General features: G+C 65.6%; 24 protein-coding genes. 2 read left to right on the forward strand and 22 right to left on the reverse strand.

The genetic code is table 11. From position 1 onward, the window contains the following. Positions 1–59: 59 nt before the first annotated feature. A complete protein-coding gene (locus tag JF542_RS06710; RefSeq protein ID WP_207075240.1) occupies positions 60–1,781 on the reverse strand; it encodes a hydantoinase B/oxoprolinase family protein in 1,722 nt (573 codons plus the stop codon). After that, positions 1,778–3,835, reverse strand: a complete 2,058-nt coding sequence (locus tag JF542_RS06715) for a hydantoinase/oxoprolinase family protein (protein WP_207075241.1) — start codon at positions 3,833–3,835, stop codon at positions 1,778–1,780. Before JF542_RS06715 ends, JF542_RS06710 begins: the two co-directional genes overlap by 4 nt. 146 nt (positions 3,836–3,981) lie before the next feature. Between JF542_RS06715 and JF542_RS06720 the strand changes: the two genes are divergently transcribed. Next, a complete protein-coding gene (locus JF542_RS06720; protein WP_207075242.1) occupies positions 3,982–4,707 on the forward strand; it encodes a GntR family transcriptional regulator in 726 nt (241 codons plus the stop codon). Positions 4,708–4,737: 30 nt separating this feature from the next. Here JF542_RS06720 and JF542_RS06725 read toward each other — a convergent pair whose 3' ends face one another. The 18 genes from JF542_RS06725 to JF542_RS06810 all read right to left on the reverse strand — a co-directional run bounded on the left by JF542_RS06725 (position 4,738) and on the right by JF542_RS06810 (position 23,947). After that, positions 4,738–5,706, reverse strand: coding sequence for a dipeptidase (locus tag JF542_RS06725; protein WP_207075243.1), 969 nt, complete (start codon positions 5,704–5,706; stop codon positions 4,738–4,740). Between the two features lie 15 nt (positions 5,707–5,721). Then, the gene (locus tag JF542_RS06730) at positions 5,722–6,441 is read right to left on the reverse strand and encodes an ABC transporter ATP-binding protein (RefSeq protein WP_207075244.1); all 720 of its coding nucleotides are present in this window, start codon (positions 6,439–6,441) and stop codon (positions 5,722–5,724) included. Continuing rightward, complete coding sequence (locus JF542_RS06735; RefSeq protein WP_207075245.1) at positions 6,428–7,192, reverse strand: ABC transporter ATP-binding protein; 765 nt, start codon at positions 7,190–7,192, stop codon at positions 6,428–6,430. Before JF542_RS06735 ends, JF542_RS06730 begins: the two co-directional genes overlap by 14 nt. Next, positions 7,189–8,172 (reverse strand): branched-chain amino acid ABC transporter permease, encoded by a 984-nt coding sequence (locus JF542_RS06740; protein WP_007801610.1) that lies wholly within the window; start codon positions 8,170–8,172, stop codon positions 7,189–7,191. Before JF542_RS06740 ends, JF542_RS06735 begins: the two co-directional genes overlap by 4 nt. Positions 8,173–8,176: 4 nt before the next feature. After that, positions 8,177–9,046: a branched-chain amino acid ABC transporter permease gene (locus tag JF542_RS06745; RefSeq protein ID WP_007801612.1), complete on the reverse strand. Its 870-nt coding sequence runs from the start codon at positions 9,044–9,046 to the stop codon at positions 8,177–8,179. Between the two features lie 61 nt (positions 9,047–9,107). Next, positions 9,108–10,286, reverse strand: coding sequence for an ABC transporter substrate-binding protein (locus tag JF542_RS06750; RefSeq protein ID WP_207075246.1), 1,179 nt, complete (start codon positions 10,284–10,286; stop codon positions 9,108–9,110). Positions 10,287–10,390: 104 nt separating this feature from the next. Then, positions 10,391–11,011, reverse strand: coding sequence for a TetR/AcrR family transcriptional regulator (locus JF542_RS06755; protein ID WP_207075247.1), 621 nt, complete (start codon positions 11,009–11,011; stop codon positions 10,391–10,393). A 679-nt stretch (positions 11,012–11,690) separates the two neighbouring features. Then, positions 11,691–12,416, reverse strand: coding sequence for an SDR family oxidoreductase (locus JF542_RS06760; RefSeq protein WP_207075248.1), 726 nt, complete (start codon positions 12,414–12,416; stop codon positions 11,691–11,693). Between the two features lie 27 nt (positions 12,417–12,443). Next, positions 12,444–14,066 (reverse strand): FGGY-family carbohydrate kinase, encoded by a 1,623-nt coding sequence (locus JF542_RS06765; protein WP_423734649.1) that lies wholly within the window; start codon positions 14,064–14,066, stop codon positions 12,444–12,446. An 80-nt stretch (positions 14,067–14,146) separates the two neighbouring features. After that, positions 14,147–14,878 (reverse strand): SDR family oxidoreductase, encoded by a 732-nt coding sequence (locus tag JF542_RS06770; RefSeq protein WP_207075250.1) that lies wholly within the window; start codon positions 14,876–14,878, stop codon positions 14,147–14,149. A 55-nt stretch (positions 14,879–14,933) separates the two neighbouring features. Then, complete coding sequence (locus tag JF542_RS06775) at positions 14,934–15,848, reverse strand: ABC transporter permease (RefSeq protein WP_340689148.1); 915 nt, start codon at positions 15,846–15,848, stop codon at positions 14,934–14,936. A 52-nt stretch (positions 15,849–15,900) separates the two neighbouring features. Then, on the reverse strand, positions 15,901–17,403 hold the full coding sequence (locus JF542_RS06780; protein ID WP_207075251.1) for a sugar ABC transporter ATP-binding protein: 1,503 nt from the start codon (positions 17,401–17,403) through the stop codon (positions 15,901–15,903). A gap of 80 nt (positions 17,404–17,483) precedes the next feature. Then, a complete protein-coding gene (locus JF542_RS06785; RefSeq protein WP_207075252.1) occupies positions 17,484–18,398 on the reverse strand; it encodes an ABC transporter substrate-binding protein in 915 nt (304 codons plus the stop codon). Between the two features lie 100 nt (positions 18,399–18,498). After that, the gene (locus JF542_RS06790; protein WP_207075253.1) at positions 18,499–19,383 is read right to left on the reverse strand and encodes an AraC family transcriptional regulator; all 885 of its coding nucleotides are present in this window, start codon (positions 19,381–19,383) and stop codon (positions 18,499–18,501) included. Between the two features lie 606 nt (positions 19,384–19,989). Continuing rightward, a complete protein-coding gene (locus JF542_RS06795; RefSeq protein ID WP_207075254.1) occupies positions 19,990–21,027 on the reverse strand; it encodes an NAD(P)-dependent alcohol dehydrogenase in 1,038 nt (345 codons plus the stop codon). A gap of 292 nt (positions 21,028–21,319) precedes the next feature. Further along, positions 21,320–22,321, reverse strand: a complete 1,002-nt coding sequence (gene trpS, locus JF542_RS06800; RefSeq protein WP_207075255.1) for a tryptophan--tRNA ligase — start codon at positions 22,319–22,321, stop codon at positions 21,320–21,322. Positions 22,322–22,425: 104 nt separating this feature from the next. Next, positions 22,426–22,659, reverse strand: coding sequence for a hypothetical protein (locus JF542_RS06805; protein ID WP_207075256.1), 234 nt, complete (start codon positions 22,657–22,659; stop codon positions 22,426–22,428). Between the two features lie 124 nt (positions 22,660–22,783). Continuing rightward, positions 22,784–23,947, reverse strand: a complete 1,164-nt coding sequence (locus tag JF542_RS06810; RefSeq protein ID WP_207075257.1) for an S-(hydroxymethyl)glutathione dehydrogenase/class III alcohol dehydrogenase — start codon at positions 23,945–23,947, stop codon at positions 22,784–22,786. A gap of 121 nt (positions 23,948–24,068) precedes the next feature. Here JF542_RS06810 and JF542_RS06815 point away from each other — a divergent pair, with 121 nt between their 5' ends. Continuing rightward, positions 24,069–25,091 carry a GlxA family transcriptional regulator gene (locus JF542_RS06815; protein ID WP_207075258.1) on the forward strand — a complete coding sequence of 341 codons (1,023 nt, stop codon included), beginning with the start codon at positions 24,069–24,071 and terminating at the stop codon, positions 25,089–25,091. Between the two features lie 39 nt (positions 25,092–25,130). On the opposite strand, the gene JF542_RS06820 is transcribed toward JF542_RS06815, so the two are convergent. After that, complete coding sequence (locus JF542_RS06820) at positions 25,131–25,778, reverse strand: DUF1826 domain-containing protein (protein ID WP_207075259.1); 648 nt, start codon at positions 25,776–25,778, stop codon at positions 25,131–25,133. Then, entirely contained in the window at positions 25,775–26,263 is a 489-nt protein-coding gene (locus JF542_RS06825; protein ID WP_207075260.1) for a phosphoribosyl-AMP cyclohydrolase, read from the reverse strand. The genes JF542_RS06820 and JF542_RS06825 overlap by 4 nt, the downstream gene beginning before the upstream one ends. Positions 26,264–26,285: the final 22 nt, after the last annotated feature.

Raw genomic sequence — 26,285 nt, forward strand, 5'->3', positions numbered from 1 at the left:
TCCCTGTTGCTATAGTTGTTCTTGATCTGGCGGGGCGGCATGGTCCGCCCCGCCCATGCTCATCCGCGCCGCTGCGCGGGATAATTCCGGTCGAGAAAATCGGGGCTGTACTTGCCGGAAAGGGCATCCTCGGCGACGGCCTCGGGCGTGCGCTCGGCGGCGGGTCCGTAGCCGCCGGAGCCGGGCGTCTCGACGGCTATGGACTGATCGCGGCCAAGCGGCACGGCAGAGGGTTTGTTGGCCAGCACCGTCTCGTTGCCGTCGCCTTGCAGCACAAAGCGCCCGGGCCGCCCGTCGCCGCCGCCGAAGATCCCCCAAGGTGCGTGGGAAAACCGCTCACCCGCGCCGTTGAAGGTACAGTCGTGATCCACCGGCGCGATCACCCGGCGCAAACCCGCGCCGCCGCGATACCGCCCTACCCCGCCGGAGTCCGCGACAAAGCCGTAGCTGACCACGCGCAGCGGATATTCGGTCTCGATCGCCTCGATGGGCAGGTTGGAGGTGTTGGTGATATGGACCTGGACCCCGTCCTTTCCGTCACGATCGCTGCGCCCTCCGGCACCGCCGCCCAGCGTTTCGAGATAGAGATACGGCTTGCCGTTGCGCGGATCGATGCCCGAGAAGACGGCGGTGGTGTTGGCGCCGTTGGCGGCGCCAACGGCGGCATCGGGCAGCGCCGGGGCCAGGGCGCCGATGATCACATCCACCAGCCGCTGCGAGGTGTTCAGCCGCTGCGCCACCGGCGCGGGGGCGATGCAATCGACGATGCTGCCGCGCTCGGTCAGCAGTTCGCAACAGTCCAGAATGCCCTCGTTATTGGCGATCTCCGGGTCGAGCAGCGTGCGCAACGCGTAGGCCACCGCCGCCTTCGAAGCGTTGCGCGTCAGGTTGATGTTGCCCCTCACCTGCGGCGCCGAGCCGCGCAGATCGAACACCGCCCGGTCGCCGGTCACGCGGATCTCCAGCTTCAACGGAATGTCCGAAGTGCCGACGCCATCATCGTCCATCACGTCCTCGAAGCGATAGACCCCGTCGGGCAGCTCGGCGATGGCGGCACGCATCCGGTCGTGGGTACGCAGCAGAAGCGACTCCCAGACCTGCTCGATCAGCTCGGCGCCATAGCGCTCGACGATCTCGCCGACCCGCCGCAGCCCGAGGCGGCATGCCGCGATCTGGGCGAAATGGTCCCCCCGGCGCTCTTCGGGAATGCGGGCGTTGAGCAGCAGCAGGTCGAGGATGTCCTGCTGCAATTCGCCCTCACGGAAGAGCCGCACAAGCGGAATGCGCAGCCCCTCCTGATAGATTTCGGACATGCCGCCTGCCATGGACCCCGGCACCATGCCGCCGATATCGGCATGGTGGGCAATGTTGCAGACAAAGCCCAAGAGCGCGCCATCGACAAAGATCGGCGCCGCATAGTTGATGTCGGGCAGGTGCGTGCCACCCGCCGCGTGCGGGTCATTGGCGACAAAGATGTCGCCTTCACGGATGTCGTCCGGCGCATAGCGCGTCAGCACCGCCTGCATGAGCCCGGTCATCGAAGCAAGGTGAATGGGCAGCGACAGATCGGCCTGTACGATCAGCCGACCCTTGCGGTCGCAGATCGCCGTCGAATGGTCATGACGTTCCTTGATATTGGTGGAATAGGCGCTCTTCATCAGTGCAATGAAGGTCTCGTCCACCACCGAGCGGAAGGCCGACGAGACGATCTCGACGGTGATCGGATCGGGGCCGGCGTCGTTCGCAGCAGCTGGGGCGGTGAGTTTGTCATGACGGGTCACAGGTCGGTCTCCCCGCGGGTGATGAGAATGTTGAGCGCGTCGTCGACGCGCGCGCGGTCGCCGGGAAACAGCAGCAGGGTCGAGTCGAACTGGTCGATCACGGCGGGGCCGCTCAGCTCCGCACCGGAGGCGAGTTCGGCGCGGTCATAAACCGGGGTGTCGAGCGCGCGCTGGCCGGTGAACCAGACCGGGCGCGTGGCCTTGGGCCGCGGCTCTCGCGAGGCGGTCGGGCTTTGCGGCGGGCTGCCGATCTGCGGCCGGGCGCCCTGCGGCGTCATGCGCAGCGCCATGATCTCGACCGGATCCTCGGGGTTGAAGAAGCCATAGGCCTGAGTGTGTGCCTCAAAGAACGCCTGCTTGAGCGCCTCCAGATCGGTGACGCTGTTGCCGCCAACCGGAATCTGAAGTTCGTAATTCTGGCTGGTGTAGCGCATGTCGGCGACCAGCTTTGAGCTGCGCTCATCCTCTGGGACGGCCTCGGCTTCGAACCAGCTTTCGGCCTCGGCACGCATCTCGTCCGCCAACCGCGACAGCAGTGGTCCCGCCCGGTCGTCGAGCGCGATGCGCTGCGACCGCACGAGGCTCTCCGAGCGTCCGGCGACCAGCAGCCCCTCGGCGCAGAGGATGCCCGGAAGCAGCGGCACGAGGATCTGCCGGATCCCAAGCGCGCGGGCGCAGGCCTCGGCATGCAGTGGACCGGCACCGCCGAAGGGCATCAGCGCGAAATCGCGCGGATCGTGGCCGCGCTCGACCGAAATGGCGCGGATCGCGCGGACCATATTGGCGGCCATTACGTCGAGAATGCCGCGGGCGGCGGTCTCGACGGCGACACCCAGGCGCTCGGCCACCTTGTTCACCACGCGGAAGGATGCGTCCACATCGAGGGACATGTCGCCGCCGAGCAGACCGCTGGTCGAGAGCCGTCCCAGCACAACGTTGGCATCCGTCACCGTGGCCTGGTCCCCGCCGCGCCCGTAGCAGGCAGGGCCTGGGCGCGCACCGGCGCTGGCGGGGCCGACCTTCATCAGCCCGTCGCGGTCGAACCAGGCGAGCGAGCCGCCCCCTGCCCCCACCGTGTTGATGTCGACCATGGGCATGCGCACCGGGAACTCCGCCACGTCGCGGTCGAAGGCCAGCCCGATGGTGTGGTCGCGGATCAGCGCCACATCGGCGCTGGTGCCGCCAACGTCGAAGGTGATGACATTGGCGATGCCCGACTGCATCGCGATGTGGATCGCGCCGTTCGCCCCGGCCGCCGGTCCGGACATGGCGGTGCGGATCGGGAATTCCCGCGCGGTCTCGACCGACATCAGCCCGCCGCTCGACTGGTTCACGCCAAGGCTCGAGCCGGGCGAGCGCGCCGCCACCTCGCGCTCCAGCGTGCGCATGTAGTCGGCGAAGGCCGGTTGCAGATAGGCGTTGAGCAGCGTCGTGGAGGAGCGTTCATACTCGCGGAATTCCGGCATCACATCGGAGGAGGCCGAGACCGCCACATTCGGCAGCGCATCTTGGATGCGCGCCTTCACCGCCTGCTCATGCGACGGGTTGAGATAGGCGAAGAGGAAGGCGATGGCGACCGCCTCGACCTTTTCGGCGCGCAGCTCTGCGATCACCGCATCGACGCTGGCCATGTCAAGTGGCTCGACCACGGCACCGTCGGCGCCGACCCGTTCGGTCACCTCGAACCGCAGGTGGCGCGGGGCGAGCGGCGGCGGGAAATCCGCCTTGAGGTCGTACATCTTGGGGCGGATCTGACGGCCGATCTCGACCAGATCGCGGAAGTTGCGGGTGGTCACCATGGCCACCTTGGCGCCGGTGCGCTGGATCAGCGCGTTGGTTGCCACGGTGGTGCCGTGTCCGATGGCGCGCACGTCGGCAAGATCGAACCCCGCCTTTTCCGCCAGCGCGTCGAGCCCCGCAATGATCGCCTCCGCCGGATTGGCGGGTGTGCTCGACACCTTGTTCAGCGCGATGCGCCCGCTGTCGCATTCGATGGCGCAAAGATCGGTGAACGTGCCTCCGACATCCACGCCTATCGTCCAGGTTCCGGCCATATTTTGCATCCTTGTCGTATTACATCAAAATACACCGTGTATTTTTGATTCGAGTCAATGTGTTTCCGCCTACAGGATTAGATCTTGGAAAACGCGCATGCGCGGATGTATACCGTGCTTGCAATTAATGCTGCGGAGGCAGGGAAATGGCGAAGAAGCCGGCAGTGTCGAAACCGGCTCCCGAGCGCGGCGCCGAGCATGTCTACCGCATGCTGCGGCAGGCGATTCTGTGCATGGAGCTGCGGCCCGGATCGGATCTGGACGAGCTGGAGATCTCGTCTCGCTACGCGGTGTCGCGCACGCCCGTGCGCGAGGCGCTGATCCGTCTCACCGCCGAGGGGCTGGTGCAGGCTGTACGCGGGCGCGGCTCACGCGTCGCGGCGATGAACCTCTTCGATTTGCGAGATTTTTTTGAATCTCTCGACCTGCTCCAGCGGGCCCAGACGACACTGGCCGCGCTGCGCCGGAGCGACGAGGAGCTGCGCGAGATCGAGGCCGCCGAACGCGATTTCGAAACGGCCGCGGCGGGACGCGACGTCGATGCGCTAACCGAGATGAATTTCCGCTTTCACCTGACGATCAGCCAGGCGGCGCATTCGCGGCATCTGCATCACGGCTACGAGCGCGCGCTGATCGAGGGCATGCGCGTGGGCCATGTCAGTTTCATCGAACATGACGGCACGCATTCGCGCTTGCAGGAGCATCTCGACCGCACGATTGCCGATCATCGCGAAATGGTTTCTTTCATCCGCGATCAGGATACGGAGGGCGCCGAACGCGTCGCCACCCGCCATGTGGAGCTGTTCCGCAACCGCATCGTGACGACCGTACTGTCGCCGGACGCGACCCGCAGGGTGCAGATTCTGAACTGAGGCGCCAAGGGCCACCCCTGGCGCCAGAGATCACCAAACGCGGTCGAGCAGGGACAGCCAGTTCTCGCCCATCACGCGGCGGATCTTGGTCTCGGTCCAGCCGGCGTGCTGCATGGCGGCGGTGAGGTTCGGGAAATCGGCAATCGAGCCGAGCCCATCGGGGAACTCGACCTCCCAGATTTCGGTGAGTTGACGGGCGTAACCCTTGTCGCGGTTGAGATACTCGAAGAACTTCGCGCCGTAACCCATGGTGAAATCAGTGCCGAAGCCCACGCGCTCCTCCCCCACGAGGTTCACGATGTAGTCGATGGCGGCAACGTAATCGTCGACCGTCGCACCGTTGCCGGCGGCGAGGAAGGGGGGGAACATGGTCACGCCGACGAACCCGTCATGCTCGGCGATGAAACGGAGCTGCTCGTCGCTCTTGTTGCGCGGGTGCGCCTTGAGCCCGGCGGGCAGGCAGTGCGAATAGGCCACGGGCTTCTTCGAGGCGAGGATCACCTCCTGCGAGGTCTTGGGACCCACATGGCTCAGGTCGCAGAGCATCCCCACCCTGTTCATCTCGGCCACCACCTCGTGACCGAAATCGGAGAGCCCGCTATCGGTGGTCTCGTAGCAGCCCGAGCCCACGAGGTTCTGGGTGTTGTAGGTCATCTGGACGATGCCCACACCTTGCTCCTTGAAGAGCTCGATGAACTCGAGCCGGTCCTCGAAGGCCGAGGTATTCTGAAAGCCGAGCACGATCCCGGTCTTGCCGGCGGCCTTGGCGGCGCGGATGTCGGCAACGGTCTTCGCCTTGACGATGAGGTCGGCATTGACGCGGAACTGCGTGTTCCACGCGCCGATCGCCAACATGGTGTCGCGGAAATTCTCCCAGACCGAACAGGTGCAGTTGGCGGCGGTGAGCCCGCCCGCGGCCATCGCCTCGAAGACCGGGCGGCCCCAGTCTGAGATGATGAGCCCGTCGAAGACGATAAGATCGTCGTGCAGCGTGGTCATTTGGTGGTCCTTTGGTCAGAGATAGATGTTGCGCACGATGGCGTCGTGATCGCCCGCCATGGCGCGGACGTCGCCGCCATCCACCACCTCGCCGTCCCTCAGGACGATGAAGCGGTCGGCGGCGCGGAAGGCGAGGTTGAGGTTCTGCTCGACCATCAGCATGGTCACGCCGTCCTCTTTCAACGTGTCGATGATGCGGGCGATCTCTTCGCAGAACTGCGGCGAGAGCCCGCCCGAGGGCTCGTCGAGCAACAGGAGCCGTGGCCGGGACATCAGCGCGCGGCCGATGGCGACCATCTGTTGCTCGCCGCCCGAGAGGGTTCGGGTCGCTTGCTTCCGTCGCTCCTTCAGGCGCGGGAACCGCTCGTAGATATGGGCCAGCGTCTGCGTCAGTTCCTTGCCGCCTCGGCGCATGGCGCCGAGCCGCAGGTTATCTTCGACGGTGAGGTCGGGAAAGAGATCCCGTGCCTGGCTCACCTGCGCGATGCCAAGCGCAAAGATCTGGTGCGGCGGTAGCCCCGCGGTCTCCTGGCCGTCGAAAAGCACCGAGCCGGCGCTTGGGCGGACAAAGCCGCAGATCGCGTTCATCGAGGTCGACTTGCCCGAGCCGTTGGCCCCGAGCAGGGTGAGGCACTCGCCCGGCACCACGTCGTAGGTGGCGCCGCGCAGGATCGGCTTCTTGCCGTAACCCACGTGCAGGTCTCGGATTTTCAGGAGCGGTTCAGGAGTGTCCAAGGTAAGCCTCCAGCACGGCGCGGTCTTCGCGGATTTCCTCTGGCGTGCCCTCGGCGATGCGCGCACCTGCGGCCATCACGAGGATCCGGTCGGCGGCGGCCATCACCAGCTCGACCGCATGTTCGATCAGCAGGATGCCGACGCCCTTCTCTCCGGCGAGACGGTGGATGATCTCCATCATCTGCGCGCGGGCCACCGGCGACAGCCCCACCGCCGGTTCGTCAAGCAGCAGCACCGGCGGGTCGGAGGCGACCGTGCGCACGATCTCGACGATGCGCTGCTGCCCGCCCGAGAGGTCCCCGGCCCGGGTGTCGGCCATGTGGTCCATCGACATGAGCTTCAGCAGCTCGCGGGCCCGGTGGATGTTGTCGGCCTCGGATTTCAGCGCCTTCGAGCGCCCGAGCAGGATGTCGAGGAACGAGCCGTGGGTCTGCGCGTGCAGCCCGGTCAGCACGTTCTCGAGCACGGTCAGCGCCGGGAACAGCCCGCCATTCTGGAAGGTGCGGCGGACGCCCTGCTCGGCGATCTCATGCGGGGTGAGCCGGGTCAGCTCCTGCCCGCGCAGCTGCACGGCGCCTGCGGTCGGCGCGACATAGCCCGAGATCGCGTTGAACAGCGTCGACTTGCCGGCACCGTTCGGTCCGATCACCGCGCGGACGTTGCCATCCTCGAGGGTGAAGGATACGTCGTCGAGCGCGGTCAGCCCCGAGAAGCGGACCGAGAGGCCCTCGACGGTCAGAAGCGTGCTCATGGGGCCTCCCGGTAGAAACGTTCGACGAAGATGGGCGAGACCCGGCGCAGCAGGCTCGCGAGGCCCATGGGCATGGCGACCAGCACGCCCGCAACGATCAGGCCGAAGAACAGCTCTTCCATGCCGGGGAAGGCGCGCAGGTATTCCGGCAGCGCGGTCAGCAGCACCGCGCCGAGCACGGCGCCGAGCACCGAGCCCAGCCCGCCCACCAGCACCATCGCGAAGGAGGCGATGAGATGCAGCATGCCGAAGCTCTCCGGAAAGACGTGTCCGACATGGCGCGCGAAGAGCGCCCCGGCGCAGCCCACCACGAAGCCCGACCACATGAAGGTCACGAGGATCACCCGCGCCGTGGGAATGGCAAGCGAGGCGGTGGCGATCTCGTTCTCGCGCACCGCCATCACGGCGCGGCCGAAATGCGAGCGCATCAGGTTCAGCGTGGCCTTCACCAGCAGCACGGTCACCGCGAGGAAGATGTAGAACTTGAGCGTGTCATCGGTGAGCGAGATGCCCAGCAGCGTCTCGCGGGGCATCGGCATGCCGTCGGTGCCTCCGGTCAACGGCTTGGCGTGCAGGTAGGCCCAACGCATCAGCTCGCCGAAGGCCAGGGTGATGATCGCGAGGTAATAGGTGCGGATGCCGCGCAGCGCCGCAGCAGAGGCGAGAAAGCCCCCCAGTGCGCCGAAGGCCCCGGCCAGCGGAATGGTCAGCAGCCACGGCACGCCGAGCTTGGCCGCTAGGATCGCCGAGCTGTAGGCGCCGATCCCGAAGAAGGCCGTGTTGGCAAAGGCGAGCTGGCCGAGATTGCCGATGGTGAGGGTGAAGCCGAGTGTCACCAGCACCGAGACCAGCATGCCGTTGGCGATGAACTGGGTGTAGGGGTTGGTGGTGAGCGGCAGCAGGAGCAGCACGGCGGGCACGGCCCAGAACAGCAGCGTGCGCGTCTTGCGTTGGCGGGCGGAGGGCATGATCTGGCTCATCGGATCACACCTTCACCACGGCCTTGCGGCCGAAGAGCCCCTGCGGCCGAATGAACAGCACCGCCACGATCACCACGTAGGCGGTGATCTCGATCAGCGCCGTATCGAGGTAAGCGCCGGCATATTGCTCGGCGATGCCCAGCAGCACGCCGCCCAGCACCGCGCCGCCCAGCGAGCCGAAGCCGCCCAGCGTCATGGCCGCGAACCCCTTGATCAGGAACGATGCCCCAAGATCGGGATGCAGCAGCGAGACCGGCGCCACGAGGATGCCGCCAAGCGCGCCCAGAGCCGCGCCGACCCCCCAGGAGAAGTCGTTGAACCGGTCGACATTGAGACCGATGAGCCGCGCGCCGCGCGGGCTCTGGTAGACCGCCTGCACCATCTTGCCGAGGTCGGTCAGGGCCATCAGCCCGAAGAACAGCAGCAGCAGGACAAGCACGGTGCCGATGATGAACACCGCGTCGCCGGTGATCACGAGGTCGCCGACGAAAATCGGGGCCATGTCGAAGACCGGCGGCATCGGCAGCACCTCTCGGCCCCAGACCATGCGCGCGATGCCGCGCAGCAGGTAGCCCGCCGCGATGCACATGAGCGCCAGCCCGATATGCGGGCCGCCGCGGATCGGACGGATCAGGCCGCGGTTGAACATCACCCCCAGCACGAACATCGCGATCATCGCCAGCGCCGCCGCGGGGAGGAAGGCCACGCCCGCCAGCACCACGAGCACGTAGGACAGGAAGGCCCCTGCCATGACGAAATCGCCATGTCCGAAATTCACCACCGTTGTCGAGCGGTAGACCACCGTCAGCGACAGCGCGATGAGCGCATAGATCATGCCCTGGGAGAGACCTCCCAAAGTCAGCTGCATCAGCATGTTGTCTGCTCCTTGAAAAGACCGGGCGCGACGGCTGCCGCGCCCGGCAGTCGGGGAGGTGTCAGTAGGGCTGGCCCCAGGCCTTGAGCACGGTCGGCTCGCCATCGACGAAGCCCGCCACCGCCGAGCCCTTGACGCCCTGGTGGTCGTCGGCGGTCCAGGTGATCGGGTCCGACAGGATACCGGTGTCGAAGTCGCGCACCTCTTCCAGTGCCGCCATCAGCTTGGAGCGGGTGAGCTCGGGCCCCACCGCTTCCAGCGCCGAGACCAGCGCCTCGGCGGAGCCGATCGAGACGAAGGAGAAGGTCGAGAGCTCTTCGTCCGGGTAGTACTTGTGGATCATCTCGCCCCACGGCTGCATCAGCGGCCCGTCGAGATTGTCGACGTAGGAGTGGATCACGTAGTAGTTCTTCACCGTGTCGAAATCGCCGGTGCGCTTCAGGGTGTTCTCGAGGTCGGTGCCTGCGGTGCCCATGACCGGGACGTCACCCATGCCGTATTTCTTCAGATCCCGCAGGAAGATGGCGGTCTCGGCCTCGTAGAGCGCCGCGATGATGAAATCGGGCTTCTCCTGCCGCAGCTTCAGCACCTGCGCGGTGGCGTCGGTCTGGCCGCGCTCCATGGTCAGCTCGAGCGCGGGGGCGACGCCATTCTCTTCCAGATAGTCGCGGGCCGGGTTCGAGTAGGAATGCGCCCAGTCGTTCGAGTGCTCGATGATCGCCACGTTGCTGGTGTCGGGCTTCGACAGCACGAAGGCGGCCATTGCGCGCCCGTTGGCGCGGCCGGTGGGAACGCCGTGGAAGATATTCCCGGCCAGAGGATCGGAGATCGAGTCGCTCACCGCGTGGGCGACGATCCACGGCAGGCCTGCCTCCTCGATAGTAGGCCGCAGCGCCAGGGCCACGCCCGAGCAGGAGTTGCCCTGCAGCATGAACACCTCGTCCTGCGAGATCAGCTTCTTGGCGGCGGCGAGCCCTTTGGCGCTGTCGCAGGCGGTGTCTTCCTGCACCGCAACGAGCTTGCGCCCGTGCACGCCGCCCTCTTCATTGACCTTGTCGTAATAGGCCATCATGCCGATCAGCGCCTTGCTGTAGGACGAGGCGTTGCCCGAGAACGGCCCCATCACGCCGATGGTGATGGCATCGTCGGTCAGGCCCTCGGTTTCCCACTCCGCGTCCTGCGCAAGGAGCGGGCTTGCCGCAAGGCCGGCCGCAGCCAGTAGGGAGATATACTTCTTCATCGTGGTCTCCTGTTGGATCTCAGTTGGTGTGGTGCGATCTGACGCCGCATTGGGGGAAGGATATGCCCGTATATTTAAAACCGACCAGCTTGTTTGTTTTTGAGTTAACCGTTCTCCGCCGGCCGGACATGCACCGCGATCACCGCCTTCAGTGCCGCGAGCATCTCGAGGAAATAGGCTTCGTCCCGGCGCAGCACGGCCTGAACCGCCATGCCGCGGAAGACGTTCATCGCAAGGTTCAGCGCGACCCGCGACGACACCACGGTGGGATCGACCGCCACGAAGGTGCGCGACCAGGTGGTCTCGAAGCGCTCGTGCAGGTCGAGGATCAGCGGCGCAAGCTGGCGCCGCAGCTCGTCATCGCCGCGGGCGGCGACGATGATCTCGAGCGAGGAATAGAACCAATCGCCGTTCAAGACGCCATCCCAGATTGCATCGAAAAAGGCGTCGTAGCTCAGTCGCCCGGCCCGCAGCTCGCCGGCGAGGGTTTCGAGACCGGTGGCGAAATTCGCGAACATTTCTTCGGTGGCCGCGACGATGAGGTCCATTTTGCCGGGATAATGATGGGTCTGCGCCCCGCGCGAGACCCCTGCCCGCTTCGCGATCCCCGCGGTGCTGGTGTTGGCATAGCCAACCTCCATCAGCGACTGGATTGTCGCATCAAGCAACAGCCTCCGGGTCTTGGCGCTGCGCTGATCCTGGGTTCTGCGTGTGGTCACGGTCATGTTGCCTCCATATACAAACAGGTCGGTTTGTTTTTATGATTCTGTCAAGTGTAGCGAACTCTCTCATGCAAGGGAGGACCGTCAGCCCCCTGGCGTGCTCAAGAAAACGGCACCGGACCCGGGGATCCTTGAAGCTCGGCCCCGAGACCTGTGTCAAAGACACCGCGCCGGCCTGATGGTCCCGCCTGTGTCCTGCTGTCGCCTTGGGCGATACGGGTATCTTCCGTCTGCTCGTGGTTCGGAAAGTGGCGCAGGGTCTCGAGGCCGAAGGCCGCGAGGAAGCGCGCGGTGGTCACACAAGCAAAAGACGCCCTGTGACGGGGCCTCCAGGGGCCCGCCCCAAACAATCCCGATCCGTGCAGCCGCGAGATCGGGTCGCGGCTGATTTTCTCGCCGAAGATCTCTTACAGCGGGTCTGCCAACCTGGTCATGTCCGTGCCGAAAAGGCAGCGCAAGCGCGACCCATCAGGCGGTCGTTCCTGCATCATATCGAAAGGCCAGAGGTCGAGGCCGTCCGACCTAACCTTTCGATACGAGATGGCAGAGAGCTTATAAAGGCCCGGGCGCAAGGCGGCGCTGAACTCAGCGGCCCGGTCAAGGAGCCCAAATCGCGTTGAGTTCGCGGATCTCGTCCACGTTGGCGGTGTCTGCAAAGACCTTCACGCTGTCGCCCCGGGGATCAGACCGCGAGGAAGCCGCCATCAACCGGCACCACCGCCCCAGTCATCATTTTCGCATCGTCCGAGAGCATCATGGCGATGGTCTCGGCCACCTCGTCTGCCTCTGCGAACCGCTCCATCGGGTGGCGCACCATCATCGGCTGCGCCTTGACCGGATCGGACCAGGCTTCGGCGGCAAGCTCGGTGAGGGTGATCGTGGGCGCGACACAATTGACCCGGATGCCATGCGGACCGAACTCCTTGGCCATGACCCGGCTCGCGCCTTCCAGCCCCGCCTTGGAGGCGGCATAGCAAAGATGTTCGGCAAACCCGCGATGCCCTGCGATCGAGGTGATGTTGACGATGGCCCCTCCGCCACCCGCTTCGACCCGCGCCCGCGCGAACTCCTGACAGGTGATCAAGGCGGCGCGCAGGTTGATGCCCATGACCGCGTCGAAGCCCGCCTCGGTCATGTCGAAACTCGACTCGAGCACGTTGATGCCTGCGCTGTTGATCAGCATGTCCGCGGGTCCGGCCTTGGCCATCGCGGCGCGCGTCGCGGCGGCACTGCCCAGATCGGCCTGCACGGTGGCGCAGCCGATCTCGGACGCGAGACTGTCCAGATCGGCCTGGGTGCGGGTGATCGCCACGACATCAGCGCCGCGCGCGGCCATGAGACGCGCGCAAGCGCGCCCGATCCCTTTGCCGGCGCCGGTGATGATGACGGTCTTGCCAGTGAAATCCATCGCGGTTCTGTCCTTGTGTTTGCGTCTCTATTCGGTGAGGGCCGCCATCCGCGCGCGGTTCTTCCGCGCGAGCGTCTGGAAGGCGAGGAATGTGTCGTAGCGCGCGCCATGCAGCATTGCGGTACGCCCTCCCGAGGGGGTCGAGCGGGTCGCGACGCGCGACATGGCGGTCATGGCTGCTGGCAGGTCGTCGAAGGCTCCGGCGGCCACGGCGCCCAGCATTGCCGATCCCAGCAGCACCGGTTCCTTGCATTCGATGATCTCCACGACACGGCCGGTGGCATCGGCCAGCATCTGCCGCGTGAGCGGATGTGCTCCGGCACCGCCCGAGACCGAGATCGTCCGCGTCGGCGCACCGTTCGCGTCCTGCGTCTCGATGATCTGTCGCAGCCCGTAGCACAGCCCGCACAGCCCTGCGACATAGAGGGCCACAAGTGCGTCGATGCCCTGCTCCATCCCCTGTCCCACGATAATCGCGCGCGCCTCGGGATCCGCAAAAGGGGCGCGGTTGCCGAGGAACTCGGGCACCACGTGCAGATCGTCAGCCAACCGCAGCGCACCGCCTGCGTCGCCACCAAGCGCCAGCGCGCGATCGGCGAGAAACGGCATCAGCGCCTTGCCCTCGGCGCGCGCCATGCGTTCGGCCTCGGCATGGGCGGGGTGCAGCGTCACGAGATGCGCGAGCGCCGCCCCGGCGGCGCTTTGCCCGCCTTCGTTGAGCCACATGCCCGGCACCATGGCAGAATAGTAGGGCCCCCAGACCCCGGGCACGAAGGCCGGCTCGGCGGTCGTGGTCATGGTGCAGGACGAGGTGCCGAAGACGTAGCCGAGGCAGTCACTCGCCGTGCCTGCGCCGCCCTCGGCGGCGACCGTGCCGATCCCGCCCGCATGGGCGTCGATGAGGCCCGCCGCCACGGCGGTTCCGGGCCGCAGCCCCATCTGCGCCGCCGCCGCAGCAGTCAGCCCCTGCCCGAGCGCCGTGCCGGGGGTCACCACCGATGCCCCGATCCGGGCAAAGCTCTGCTCGGCGAGATCGCCAAGCCCGATGGCTTGGAAATAGGCGGGATCGAAGCGCCCCTCGTGGGCCAGGTAGGTCCATTTGCAGGTCAGCGTGCAGGACGATCGATCCAGCGCTCCGCTCGCTTTCCAGGTCAGGAAATCGGTCAGGTCAAAGAACTGCTCTGCCGCCGCGTAGATATCGGGCCTGGTCTCCTTGAGCCACAGCAGCTTCGGCGTCTGCATCTCGGGCGAAATCCGCCCGCCGACATATTTCAGAACGTCGTGACGGCCCTCGTTGATCCGCGCCGCCTGCTCCGTGGCGCGATGGTCCATCCAGACGATGATATCGCGCTCGGGCGATCCGTCATCGCTGACCGGCAGGCCGCCCTCCGGCCCCATCACCACGAGCGAGCAGGTGGCATCGAAGCCGATGCCCGTCACCCGCGCCGCATCGAAGCCCGCGATCGCCTCGCGCACCGAGGCACAGACCGCGTCCCAGACCTGCGCCGAGCTCTGCTCGACGAGCCCCGCGTCGTCGCGGTGCATGGCGATGTCGCGCTTGGCGGTGGCGAGAAGCGCGCCCTCGCGGTCGAAGACACCCGCCCGTGCTGAGCCCGTGCCCACGTCGACGCCGATAAAGAGATCCGTCATGGTCATTCCTTCCTCTCCGGTGTCCCGGAAAGACCTGATGCGGCGGCCCCCAAGGGAGGAAAGGCGCCGCCGCGCCTTGCTCACATCCGCTCGAACGCCGACGGCATCACGATCAGGTCGCGCACCGTCACCTGCCGCTTGCGGGTGAGCATGTATTCCAGCGCGTCGGCGACCTCTTCCGGGTCCATGAGCGCGCCGGCTTCCTTGGCCTTGCGCAGGTTTTCCTCCGGCCAGTCGGCCAGCAGCGCCGAGACCACGGGCCCGGGCGAGACCTGCGCCACCTTGACGCCGTAGGGGATCATCTGCCGGCGAATGCCCTGCATGAAGCTGTTGATCGCCCATTTCGAGGCGGAATAGACCGGCTCCCAGTAGGCCGGGTAGTGCCCGGCGATGGAGTTCGTCACCACGATGTCGCCGGTCCTGCGCTCCATCATGTGGGGCAGCACGGCATGAATGTTCTTCATCACCGCGTTGACGTTGAGGTTCAGCATCCGGTCGATGGTGGCCGGATCGCTCTCCCACAGGTCGCCGCCGATATAGCTGCCCGCGTTGCAGTAGAGGATGTCGATCTGCCCGGTCTTGGCGAGGATCTCGGGGACCATGGCATCGCAGCTCTGCGGGTCCAGAAGGTCTGTCACCTGCGCCACGGCCTTGTCGCCGTACTTGGCGGTCAGCTCGGACAGCGCGGCCTCGTTGCGGTCGGTCATGACCACGGTGCAGCCGTTCTTCAGCAGCATCTCGGTGGCGGCAAGGCCGATGCCCGAGGCCGCGCCGGTGATGACGGCGACCTTGCCGTTCAGCTTCTCAGACATGTGTGTCTCTCCTTCGTATGTGCGGAGGCGGCAAAGGTGAGGGCCGTGCGGCCCGTCACCATTCGCGGCCGATATAGATGGCCAGCAGGATGATCAGGCCCTTGATGACATCCTGAAGGTACGGGTTGATCCCCATGAGGTTCAGACCGTTGTTGAGGATGCCCAGAAGCACCGCGCCGATCAGCGTGCCGAGGATCAATCCGCGACCACCGGCGATGGCGGTGCCGCCCAGTACGACCGCCGCGATGGCGTCGAGCTCGAAGCCGACCCCGGCATTGGGCTGGCCGGACATCAGGCGCCCGGTGAGGATCAGCGCGGCGAAGGCCGAGGTCAGGCCCGAGATGCCGTAGACCGTGAGCTTGACCATCTGGGTCTTCACGCCGGACAGTTTGGCCGCCAGCTCGTTGCCGCCGATGGCATAGACGTGGCGCCCGAAAGGCGTCCGCTGCAGCAGAACCCAGGCGAGGGCGTAGACGATGACCATGGCGATGACGGGCACCGGCACGATGCCGATGCGACCGATGCCGAACCACGAGATCCACGACGGGATGCCCGAGATCGGGTAGCCGCCCGAGTAGAGCAGCCCGAGGCCGCGGGCGATGCCCATTGTCGCCAGCGTCACGATGATGGCTGGCATCCGGCCCCAGGCCACCATCACGCCGTTGAAGATGCCGAGCCCGACGCCGACCCCCAACCCCGCCAGCAGGCCGACCCATCCGGGCAGCCCCATGTTGACCATGAGCCCCGCCGCGATGGTGCCCGACAGCGCCATGACCGCGCCGACCGAGAGGTCGATGCCGCCGGTGAGGATCACGAAGGTCATGCCCACGGCGAGGATCGCCACGATGGACACCTGCCGCAGCACGTTCATGATATTGCCCACCGAGAAGAAGTTCTCGGACGCGAAGCCCATCAGGATCGACACCACGATCAGACCGATCAGTGGCAGCGCCAGCGGCGAGTGGAGCACCCACCGCAAGCTGAACCCGCCCTGCTTGCCGTCCTCTGCTGTGTTTGTTGCGTTATGCGACATGACGAACCCTCCCGGTCGTGGCGTGTGTCATGATTCCCTCGGCATTGATCGCGTCGCCCTCGAGGGTGGCGACGATGCCGCCCTGCCGGAACACGCAGACCCGGTCGGACATGCCGATGACTTCGGGCAGCTCCGAGGAAATCATGATGATGGCGTAGCCCTGCGCGGTGAACGCGCGCATCAGCTGGTAGATCTCGGCCTTGGCACCGACGTCGATGCCGCGGGTGGGCTCGTCGAAGATCAGCACCTTCATCTGGTGGTTCAGCCAGCGGGCGATGACCACCTTCTGCTGGTTGCCACCCGACAGCGTGTCGACCCGCGCCATCGGCCCCTGCGCCTTGACCCGGACCTGCCCCATGGCGGTCTGGGTCGCCTCGCGCTCCTTCTGGAGGTCGATGAACCAGTGGCCCTTGCGGTACTTGCCGTAATTGTTGAGCGAGATGTTCTGCAGGATCGAAAAGCTGGTGATCAGCCCCTGTTCCTTGCGGCTCTCGGGCAGCAGTCCGATGCCGTGGGCGAGCGCCTCGGCGGGCTCCTTGAAGCGGGTCTCCTCGCCGTCGACCATGACCTTGCACCTTGCCGCCGGGTAGGCGCCCAGCATGGCCAGCGCTGTCTCGGTGCGCCCGGACCCGACCAACCCGGCAAAGCCGAGGATCTCGCCCTCGCGCAGCACGAAATCGGAGATCGGCCCGCCCTTGCGCAGCTGTACCTCCTCGCATTCGAGCATCACCTTGGCACCGGGACGGGGGCCGGGCTTCTCGGGAAAGCTGTTCTCGATCCGGCGCCCGACCATCATCTCGACCAGCCGGTCACTGTCGGTCTCGGAGACCAGGCAATCGCCGACATATTCCCCGTCCCGCAGCACGGTGATGCGGTCGCAGATCTCGAAGATCTCCTCGAGATGGTGCGAGATGAAGATGATGGCCACGCCCTGCTTGCGCAGCTCGCGCATGACCTTGAAGAGATGCTCGACCTCCGACGGGGTGAGCGTGGCGGTGGGCTCGTCCAGCACGAGGATCCGCGCGTTGAGCGACAGCGCCTTGGCGATCTCCACGAACTGCTGCTCGGCGACCGAAAGCTTGGCAATGGGCACGTCGAGCGGAACGTTCACCTCGAGCCGGGCGAGGATCTCCTTGGCGCGTTTGCGCATGGCCTTGCGGTCCAGCAGGCCGAAGGGGCCGCGGATCTCGCGAGCAAGGAACATGTTCTCGACCGCCGTCAGATATGGGATGAGGCTGAATTCCTGAAAGACGATGCCGATGCCGGCCTCGATGGCCTCGTCGTAATTGGCGAAGTGACGGGTCTCGCCCTCGATGGTGATGGTCCCCTCACTGGGCTTCAGGATGCCGGTGAGTATCTTCATCAGGGTCGACTTGCCGGCCCCGTTCTCGCCCAGCAGCGCGTGGACCTCGCCGGCGCGCACATCGAGGTCGACCCCGTGCAGCACTTGTATGCTGCCGAAGCGTTTCTTGATGCCGGTCAGTTGCAACATGGGAACGGTCCTTGGTCCTGAGGGGAAGCCGCGGGGGCTTGGGCCGGCCACCCCCGGGCGGGGATGGCCGGGGAAGCGGCTTACCAGCTGAAGTCGGCAGCGTTCTCGGCGTCGATCACGCTCACGTCGATCGGCACCTCGGAGGGCACCACGCGCGCGCCCCACTTCTGCGCCAGCGCCATGGCGAGGCCGACGCGCACCTGGTCGCGCGGGAACTGGGCCGTGGTCTCGATGAACGGACCGCCTTGCGCGATGGCGGCCACCGCTTCGGGGGCACCGTCGACCGAGGTCAGCTTGATGTCTCGGCCAGAGCCCTGGATCGCGGCCAGCGCGCCCATCGCGCCGCCGTCGTTGACCGAGAAGATGCCCTTCAGGTCCTGGTGCGATTGGATCATGTTTTCGACCACGCCAAGCGCCACCGAGCGGTCCTGGCGGCCGTTCTGGGTGTCGACGAGGGTCACGCCCTCGAACTCGTCCAGCGCCGCCTTGCAGCCCTCGACCCGCTCGAGGATCGGCACCACCGGGATCCCATCGAGGATCGCCACCTCGCCCTCGCCACCGATGGCCTCGGCAAGGTATTTGCAGGACTGGTAGCCGGCGTCGCGGTTCTTCGAGCCGACGAAGGTGTCGACCGGGCCGTTGGCGTTGGCATCCACGGCGACGACGATGACGTCCTGCGCCTTGGCCATGTGCACGGCGCTCTCGATGCCGGCGCTGTCGGTCGGGTTGAGCAGCAGGATGTCGATGCCTTGGATCAGCATGTCCTCGACGTCCGAGATCTGCTTGGCCACGTCATGACCCGCGTCGGTCACCACGACCTCGGCGCCCAGATCCTCGGCGGCGGCCATCAGGGCCTCCTGCATCGAGACGAAATAGGGGTTGTTCATCTCCTGGAAGGTCATGCCGATCTTCAGCCCGTCCTCCTGGGCAGAGGTCGGCACGGCCAGGGCGAGGGAAAGCGCGGCCGCGGATGCGGCTCCGAGCAGATGTTTCATAAAAGGGTTCCTCCCGTTTTAATGTGACAGGCAAGGCCTGCCCGTGTCCGGTCGGCAGCACGCCGTCCGAATTCCTGAAATCCTGATTGTCCGCCGGGGATCAGTCCGCTTCGGAGAACACTCCGTTGGCGGCGAAGGTCGCGCGGAACTGCGAGGGCGACATGCCCTTGAGCCGCACGAAATGTCGGTTGAAGTTCGAGAGGTTGGAGAAGCCGACATCAAAGCAGATCTCGGCCACCTTGGCCTCCGGTTGGGTCAGGAGCATCTGGCAGGCCAGATCCACCCGAAGCTGGTTCTTGTAGCGCACGAGGGTCGAGCCCGTATGCCGCTTGAACGCGCGAGAAAAAGCACTTGGGCTTTGATTGACCATCTCGGCGAGGTCCTTTTCATCGATGCTCTCGGTCAGGTTCTCGCGCAGATGCGCAATGGCCTTGTTCACGCCGACATCCTTTAGCGCTTCGAGGTCCAGCTCGTAGCTGAGGCTGGCCAGCACCTCGGGCTCGGGTGCGTTGGCGAGCTGGTCGAGGATCTCCCAGAACAACGCGAGACGGCGCAGCCCACGGGCTTCGAAGAGCTCGGTCATCAGCGGCTTGACCGCCTCGGCGGTGGCCGGGCTGAACAGCAGCCCGCGGTGGCTGCGCTCGAGCAGCGGGCGGATCGCATCCATCTCGGGCATCGCAGCGGCGGCATCCTCGATGAACGTCTCGGGGAACTGGACCACGAAGGAGCGCGCCGGCACGACCTCGTCAGGCGCGATGTCGGAAATCCAGTTCTGCGGCAGGTTCGGCCCGGTCATGATGAGCTGGCCGGGGCCGAACTCGCCGATGTGGTCGCCGATGTAGAAGGTGCCATGCGTGTCCACGACGAGATGGATCTCGTACTCGGGATGATAGTGCCAGCGCACAGTGCGGAACGGGTAGCCGTGCATCCAGGCAGCGAAGCTTTCGCCTTTGCGGATATGGACCAGTTCCAGGTCGGGTTGCATGACAGTCTCTCCTCCGTCGCGGTGCCCCCTGCCGTCTCCACCCGGAAGGGCCGCTTTTCTCGACGGTACCCTGCGCCGTGGTGACGCTCTACCTCAGATCGGGTTTTTGACCGATACTTTTTTGACGCGATGCGTGCCGCGAATGCAAAAATAAAGCTATGAAAGACGCTGAGGCGCGGAAATTACGGCGCCGCAGCGCAGCATAAACGGCCACGTATAGGGGGCTTATTGGGTTAAGCTCTCGAAAGCGCTCAAAATTCCAGCGATTTGAGGGCGGAGTATCCGCGCATCCAGTGATCATACTTTTTCGCATATGAAACGATCAGATCGGTATCGCGAAGGCTCTCCCACCCGACTTCAGGTTGTGCAAATACCGCGCCCCCTTGGTCGCCCGTGGCGACCGCCGTGGCTCGCGCGGCGCGCGTCCGGCGCCGCCTCGTTGGCAGAAGTCCGGTCCTCCTGGGCTTGTCCGGACCAGCCCGTAGGCGAGCGCGAGACGGTGCGCGTCGCATGTCCCACGGCGACGGCGGCAAAGGCGTCGTCCCCCGGAACCGCGTTGATGCCGGGGGTGCAGGGGGAGCCTCTATCGATGCCGGGAGACGTGGCCTACTCGAGCATCACGATCTGAAGTTTCACATCCGTATCCCGCGCCTCGACCGCGCGGTCGAACCCCGCGATGCTGTCAGCAAAGGGAATGCTGTCCGAGATCAGCGGCTTGAGATCCACCTTGCCCGACGCCATCAGGGCAATGGCGCGGTCATAGACATTGGCATAGCGAAACACGGTCTCGACCCGCAGCTCCTTGGCCTGCAAGCCCACGATGTCCACGGGAACCGGATCCACCGGCATGCCGACCAGCACGATCGTGCCGCCGGGCCTTGCCAGTTGGTGCATCCCCAGAACCGCAGGCGCGGCCCCCGAGCATTCAAAGACCACGTCTGCGCCCCATCCGCTGGTGGTCGCGGCCACGGCTTCGGCGACCGGCGTCTCGCGGATATTGACCACCTCGATCCCGTCGTACCCGGCGATGATGTCAAGCTTCTGCTGGGCCAGATCCGCGACGATCACCTTGGCGCACCCGCCGGCAAGCGCCGCAAGCGCCACCATCATGCCGATGGGTCCCGCACCCGTGACCACCGCGACATCGCCTGGCTGGATGCGGGCGCGCAGCGCGGCCTGCATGCCGATGGCGAAGGGCTCGACCATGGCGCCCTCGGCAAAGCTCACATTGTCCGGCAACTTGTAGGTGAAGGCGGCGGGATGAATGACTTCCGGCGTGAGGCATCCATGAACCGGCGGTGTCGCCCAGAAGCGCACCGCCGGATCGACGTTGTAGATGCCTAGCTTGCTGGCCCGGCTTTCGGGGTCGGGAATGCCTGGTTCCATGCAAACCCGATCCCCGGGCTTGAGATCGGTCACCTCCGCGCCGCACTCGATGACAATCCCCGACGCTTCATGACCGAGAACCATCGGCTCGTTCACGACAAAATGGCCGATCTTCCCGTGGGTGTAATAATGCACGTCTGAGCCGCAAATGCCGACCGTGTGCGTTTTGATCCGCACGTCACGCGGCCTCAGTTCACCGGGAATTTCGAACTCGCGCAGGGCAAGCTTGCCTTTCTCTTCCAGAACCAGCGCCTTCATCTCGTGCTCCTCCATCAGATGACCGTTTTCGGCAGGCCTCCCCGGCCCGGCCTCTGTGCTGTCCGTGCTGAGCGGAGAAGTAAATCAAAACCTGTGAGCCGGGATGGATTCGGCGCCGCGGCGGAAAAATAGTATCGCCCTCCTGCCAGGAACCGCCCGAAAGCCAAAGTACTCTGCAGCTTGCGCTGAATTCCTACATGCACTCTGCATCTGATTCGCTCGTCACCCAAGGCAGTGGGATTGACTGTCGACCAAGGCCCTGGCGCAGACGAAACGGCTCGCCGCGGCGTATCTACAACTCGAACAAGCCCAAGGCGCTCACGACGTCACGCTTGGTCGCCTCGGTGCGCTCGCGTGCCCTTTGCGTCCCTTCCCTGATCACATCGAAGACGTATCCACGGTCTTGGGCGAGCTCTGCCCTGCGCGCGCGAATGGGCGCAATCAGGTCCTGAAGGATCGCCTCCAGTCGCGCCTTGAGTTTGCCATCGCCAAGCCCGCCGCGCTGATACTGCGCCTTGAGCTCGGCAAGCGTGTCCTGGTTCGGGTCGAAGGCGTCGAGATAGGTGAAGACGACATTGCCCTCGACGCGGCCCGGGTCTTCGACACGCAGGTGGTTGGGATCGGTGAACATCGCTTTGACAGCGTTGCGGATCTCGTCGGGCGACGCGGACAGCGCAATCGCGTTGCCACCGGATTTCGACATTTTGGCCTTGCCGTCGATACCGGGCAAGCGGCCCGCCTTGGGGATGACCGCCCGTGCCTCGGGCAGCACGGCGCAGCCCGCGGTCGTATTGATCCGCCGCACGATCTCGTTGGTTTGCTCGATCAGCGGGGCCTGATCCTCTCCGACCGGCACGACCGTCGCCTTGAAGGCCGTGATGTCCGCCGCCTGTGCCGCAGGATAGCACAGGAAGCCGGCGGGAATATCCCGCCCGAACCCGCGCGCTCGGATTTCGTCCTTGATCGTCGGATTCCGTTCAAGCCGCGCGACAGTGACGAAGTTCAGGTAGAGCATCGAAAGCTCGGCCAGCGCCGGCAGATGCGATTGCAGACAGATCGTCGTGCGCGCGGGATCAATGCCCACCGCCAGGTAATCCAGAGCGACCTCAATTACGCTTCGCCGCACCTTCTCTGGATCGTGGGCGTTGTCCGTGAGGGCCTGGGTATCCGCCAGCAGCAGGAATTGGTCATGGCTGTCCTGATACCGCAGCCGATTTGCCAGCGAGCTGGCATAATGCCCGATGTGAAGCGGCCCCGTGGTGCGGTCGCCAGTGAGAATGGTTGGTCTGTTCATTTGCGTCCCCTCATGAAACGAGAGACCGCGCATCGGGGAGCTTGGAAAACAAAAGGCCGCCCGTGCGGCGGCCTCGGAAATTGATTGGTCATCCGGCCACCTTGTCAGGAGGCCAGCCACCAGGTCATTGCGATGATCATCGTGTTTTCCATGCAGGATCCGTAGCGCCGAAGATGGCGCGCGTCAATCGCATGATCGGACCGCGACAGTCCTGACCAGAGCCCGTGCAGCCCGCCCCGCGCCAGATCCCTCTCGGGCTCTCGGACCGTGCCGCTCAGCTTCGTGGGGATCATGAGAGGCACCTGCACGCTCATCGGCCCCTCGAGGAACATCCTCATGGGCGGGGTCCGCGTCCGCGTCTGACGCACTGAACCGCGACGCCCTTACCCCTTGGCATCAAGGGCCCGCCAATGGCGGGCCCTTTTCTTTCACATCCCGGGGTGCACGCCCGGCAGGGCATGATCAGGCAGGCACGATCACGCCGGGCAGCGAGTTCGTCAGCATCGTCTCGTTGGGCTGGAAGTGGATCACCGAGCGGATCGACTTGCCCGCATGCAGCAGGTCGAAAGCCGTGTTGATCTGCTCGTGGGTCATGTTGTGGGTGATGTAGGGATCGACGTCGAAGTCGCCCCGAAGCCACTCGTCCACCATGCCCGGCAGCTGGCTGCGCCCCAGCACGCCGCCAAAGGCGGACCCGCGCCAGACCCGGCCCGTGACCAGCTGGAAGGGGCGCGTGGCGATCTCTTCGCCCGCACCGGCCACCCCGATCACGGTACACTCGCCCCAGCCCTTGTGGCAGCATTCCAGCGCCGAACGCATGACTTTCACGTTGCCGATGCACTCGAAGGAATAATCGACGCCGCCATCCGTCATCTCGACGATGACATCTTGAGTCGGCTGGGAAAAATCGCTCGGGCTGATGCATTCATGCGCGCCCAGTTGCTGCGCCAACGCGAACTTGTTGGGGTTGGTGTCGATGCCGATGATGCGCGAGGCCCCCTGCATCTTGGCGCCCTGGATCACCGCCATGCCCACGGCACCGAGGCCGAAGACCGCGACGGTCGCGCCCGGCTCGACCTTGGCGGTGTTGCGCACCGCGCCCATGCCGGTAGGGATCGCGCAGCCCATGACCGATGCCTTGGCCAGCGGGGCCTCCTTGGAGATCTTGGCCACCGCGATCTCGGGCAGCACGGTGTATTCCGCGAAGGTCGAGGTGCCCATGTAGTGGTGGATCTTCTTGCCCTTGTAGCTGAAGCGCGAGGTCCCGTCAGGCATCACACCGGCACCCTGGGTCTTGCGGATGGTCTGGCAAAGGTTGGTCTTGCCGGACTTGATGTAGGGGCAGTTCGGGTCCTCTGGCGTGTAGAGCGGGATCACGTGGTCGCCAGGCTTGAGCGAGGTGACGCCGGCCCCCAGCTCCTCGACGATGCCCACAGCCTCGTGGCCGAGAACGGCCGGAAACAGCCCTTCGGGATCGGCGCCCGAGAGGGTGAACATGTCGGTGTGACACAGGCTGGTCGTGACGATCCGGATCAGGACTTCGCCTTCCTTTGGACCATCAAGGTCGATTTCCTCGATCTCGAGCGGGCGGTTGGCTTCCCAGGCGACGGCGGCGCGGATTTTCATCGGCTCATTCCTCTTGTTGCTGTCTGGGAGGGTGTTACACAGTAACGCTCCGCGCGCGACGGCGCAGACCCACGCCATCTGGCCAATCACCGCGCCATACTGGCCACCGCAGGATTTGAAGATGCCGACAGAGCAAGACCGGTCCGAGACTTCCGATCACATGCGCCGGGTGACGCTGATCCTCTACCCCGGCTTCAAGACGCTGGAGGCCACGGGGCCGCTGAGCGTTCTTGGCTATGCCACCCAGCACCTTGCCGCGGCGGGGCGTCCGGGCGGCTATGACGTGCAGATCGCCGCGCCCGAGGCCGGACCGGTTCCGTCGGACACGCTGATGTCGATCGAGGCCGCCGTGGCCCTGCACGATCTTGGCGTGCCGGACACCGTGATGATCGCCGGGGCCGCACGGATCGAAGAGGCGCTCGAGCGCGAGGCGGCGCTGGTCGGCTGGTGCCGGACGAGCGGCCCCAAGGTGCCACGCTGCGCGGCGCTTTGCACGGGGTCGTTCTTTCTGGCCGAGGCCGGCCTGCTGGATGGCAAGCGCGCGGCGACCCACTGGAACTATGCCGACCGGCTTCGCCAGCGCTTTCCGCAGGTCGAGGTCGATGCCGACGCGATCTTCCTGCGGGCGGGCCAGATCTGGACATCGGCCGGGGTCACGGCGGCGATCGACCTGACGCTGGCGTTCGTCGAACAGGATTGCGGCCGCGACATCGCGCTCGCGGTGGCGCGCGACATGGTGATGTACCTCAAGCGGCCCGGCGGGCAGTCGCAGTTCAGCACCCTGCTGACTGGCCAGATGTCAGACCCGGCGGGGATGCGCGACGTGCTCGACTGGATGAACGACCGGCTCGACCAGCCCCTGACGCTTGAGGAGATCGCCTCTGCGCAGGGCATGAGCGTCCGCACCCTCACCCGCGCCTTCACCGCCGAATTCGGCGCCTCGCCAATGGCCACGCTCGAGCGCCTGCGCTGCGACCGGGCAAAGGCGCTGCTGCTCGACACCGACCTTCCGCTGAAGGTTGTCGCTTTTCGCGCCGGCTTCCGCAGCGACGAGCAGATGCGCAAAACCTTCCGGCGCCGGTTCTCGCTGTCGCCGCGCGACTACCGGGCGCGCTTCGCGACTTCGGGCACGCAGGTGGAGTGAGATGCGCGCACCCCGGGACCATCCCCCGGGGCGCGGCGATCAGTGCATATAGCCGGTGCCGTCTGCCTTTTCGGGATCTTCGACCGGGTCGAGCACCAGCAACAGGCGTGTTTCTCCGGTCCCGGCGATCGGGGGCGACCGATGCAGCAGCCCGGACAGCGGCGTTTCCGGCCAGCGCGTCCCGCGCAGGATGATCGGAGACCCGGTCGGCACAGTCAGGATCTGCGCCGGATCGGTGCCATCCGCAGAGATCCCGTATTGCGTACCGGTCCCACGATAGGTGCAAATCAGCCGCGCACTCACCGCGTCGATATGGAACTTGCGGCAGGCGTTGGTCTGGATCACGTCGAGACGCAGCTGCAGGCGATCGCACTTCATCACATCGGCGAAAATCAGCGCCAGCGCCGAGATATCCTCGATCAGCAGGTTGCGCTCCGGGCAGTCCGGGATCCCGTGCAGGCGGGCGATCTCGAGCAGTGCATCGCACACCGCTTCGGACCGCAGGATAACGCGGGCGCGGGGCAGTTGCTCGGGCGGCAACGCGTCGATCCAGCGTTGAAACCCGCTCAGCGGCGTCCGCTCCCAGACCGTGGCGGCCGTGCCGGGCTGGTGGATGGCCGACAGACCGGAGGGCCCGGAGGCGTGTTCGGTGCAGTGGTTCAGGTCTGCGGAGGTATCGAGGATCATGCGCTGGCCTCCGGTGGCTGGTAGGGAAGCGACGAGTGGTGCAGGACGATGCGCAGCGTGCCGGCCGCGTCCTTCTTGTAACCGAAGCTCTTGTCGACCGTGGTGATCGAGCCGTCCTTGTTGGTGAGCCGGATCCAGCCCATCCACATCGCGATATCGCCCTGAACGAACGTCGCCGACGTGGTGTTCTGACAGGCCCGCCAGCCCATGATCGCAAAGCCGTTGTCGAGCGGGTACTCCTCGGAATGACCACAGAAATAGGCCAGAGCTCCGGGCTTGGTCGGGCGGAAGGTCTGCGCGCCGCTGGCCATGGTCGGCTTGAACAGCACCGGGCCGAGATTGTAGCCGTAATAGGCATCGATATTGGCCGAGGCGACGGCGCGTGCGGCGTCGATGCCACCGTCCTCGAAGGCCTTGGAAATGGCGATCTTGCCATTGCCCCAGCTCACGAGGGCCTGTGCGATCTCGTCTTGGGTGATGTTCATTCGGTGCTCCTTTCCTTGTCCT

The organism is Salipiger bermudensis, from assembly GCF_017309175.1.
GTDB lineage: Bacteria > Pseudomonadota > Alphaproteobacteria > Rhodobacterales > Rhodobacteraceae > Salipiger > Salipiger bermudensis.

Bases quoted from the DNA above. Each gene is read 5' to 3' on its own strand.
- JF542_RS06745 (WP_007801612.1), bottom strand. From the start codon at position 9,046: ATGCTGATGCAGCTGACTTTGGGAGGTCTCTCCCAGGGCATGATCTAT.
- JF542_RS06725 (WP_207075243.1), bottom strand. From the start codon at position 5,706: ATGACCACGCTGCACGACGATCTTATCGTCTTCGACGGGCTCATCATC.
- JF542_RS06760 (WP_207075248.1), bottom strand. From the start codon at position 12,416: ATGGATTTCACTGGCAAGACCGTCATCATCACCGGCGCCGGCAAAGGG.
- JF542_RS06715 (WP_207075241.1), bottom strand. From the start codon at position 3,835: ATGGCCGGAACCTGGACGATAGGCGTGGATGTCGGAGGCACGTTCACC.
- trpS (WP_207075255.1), bottom strand. From the start codon at position 22,321: ATGAACAGACCAACCATTCTCACTGGCGACCGCACCACGGGGCCGCTT.
- JF542_RS06820 (WP_207075259.1), bottom strand. From the start codon at position 25,778: ATGATCCTCGATACCTCCGCAGACCTGAACCACTGCACCGAACACGCC.
- JF542_RS06735 (WP_207075245.1), bottom strand. From the start codon at position 7,192: ATGAGCACGCTTCTGACCGTCGAGGGCCTCTCGGTCCGCTTCTCGGGG.
- JF542_RS06770 (WP_207075250.1), bottom strand. From the start codon at position 14,878: ATGTCTGAGAAGCTGAACGGCAAGGTCGCCGTCATCACCGGCGCGGCC.
- JF542_RS06765 (WP_423734649.1), bottom strand. From the start codon at position 14,066: ATGACGGATCTCTTTATCGGCGTCGACGTGGGCACGGGCTCAGCACGG.
- JF542_RS06815 (WP_207075258.1), top strand. From the start codon at position 24,069: ATGCCGACAGAGCAAGACCGGTCCGAGACTTCCGATCACATGCGCCGG.
- JF542_RS06795 (WP_207075254.1), bottom strand. From the start codon at position 21,027: ATGAAGGCGCTGGTTCTGGAAGAGAAAGGCAAGCTTGCCCTGCGCGAG.
- JF542_RS06825 (WP_207075260.1), bottom strand. From the start codon at position 26,263: ATGAACATCACCCAAGACGAGATCGCACAGGCCCTCGTGAGCTGGGGC.
- JF542_RS06780 (WP_207075251.1), bottom strand. From the start codon at position 17,403: ATGTTGCAACTGACCGGCATCAAGAAACGCTTCGGCAGCATACAAGTG.
- JF542_RS06805 (WP_207075256.1), bottom strand. From the start codon at position 22,659: ATGAGGATGTTCCTCGAGGGGCCGATGAGCGTGCAGGTGCCTCTCATG.
- JF542_RS06720 (WP_207075242.1), top strand. From the start codon at position 3,982: ATGGCGAAGAAGCCGGCAGTGTCGAAACCGGCTCCCGAGCGCGGCGCC.
- JF542_RS06755 (WP_207075247.1), bottom strand. From the start codon at position 11,011: ATGACCGTGACCACACGCAGAACCCAGGATCAGCGCAGCGCCAAGACC.
- JF542_RS06750 (WP_207075246.1), bottom strand. From the start codon at position 10,286: ATGAAGAAGTATATCTCCCTACTGGCTGCGGCCGGCCTTGCGGCAAGC.
- JF542_RS06785 (WP_207075252.1), bottom strand. From the start codon at position 18,398: ATGAAACATCTGCTCGGAGCCGCATCCGCGGCCGCGCTTTCCCTCGCC.
- JF542_RS06810 (WP_207075257.1), bottom strand. From the start codon at position 23,947: ATGAAAATCCGCGCCGCCGTCGCCTGGGAAGCCAACCGCCCGCTCGAG.
- JF542_RS06740 (WP_007801610.1), bottom strand. From the start codon at position 8,172: ATGAGCCAGATCATGCCCTCCGCCCGCCAACGCAAGACGCGCACGCTG.
- JF542_RS06790 (WP_207075253.1), bottom strand. From the start codon at position 19,383: ATGCAACCCGACCTGGAACTGGTCCATATCCGCAAAGGCGAAAGCTTC.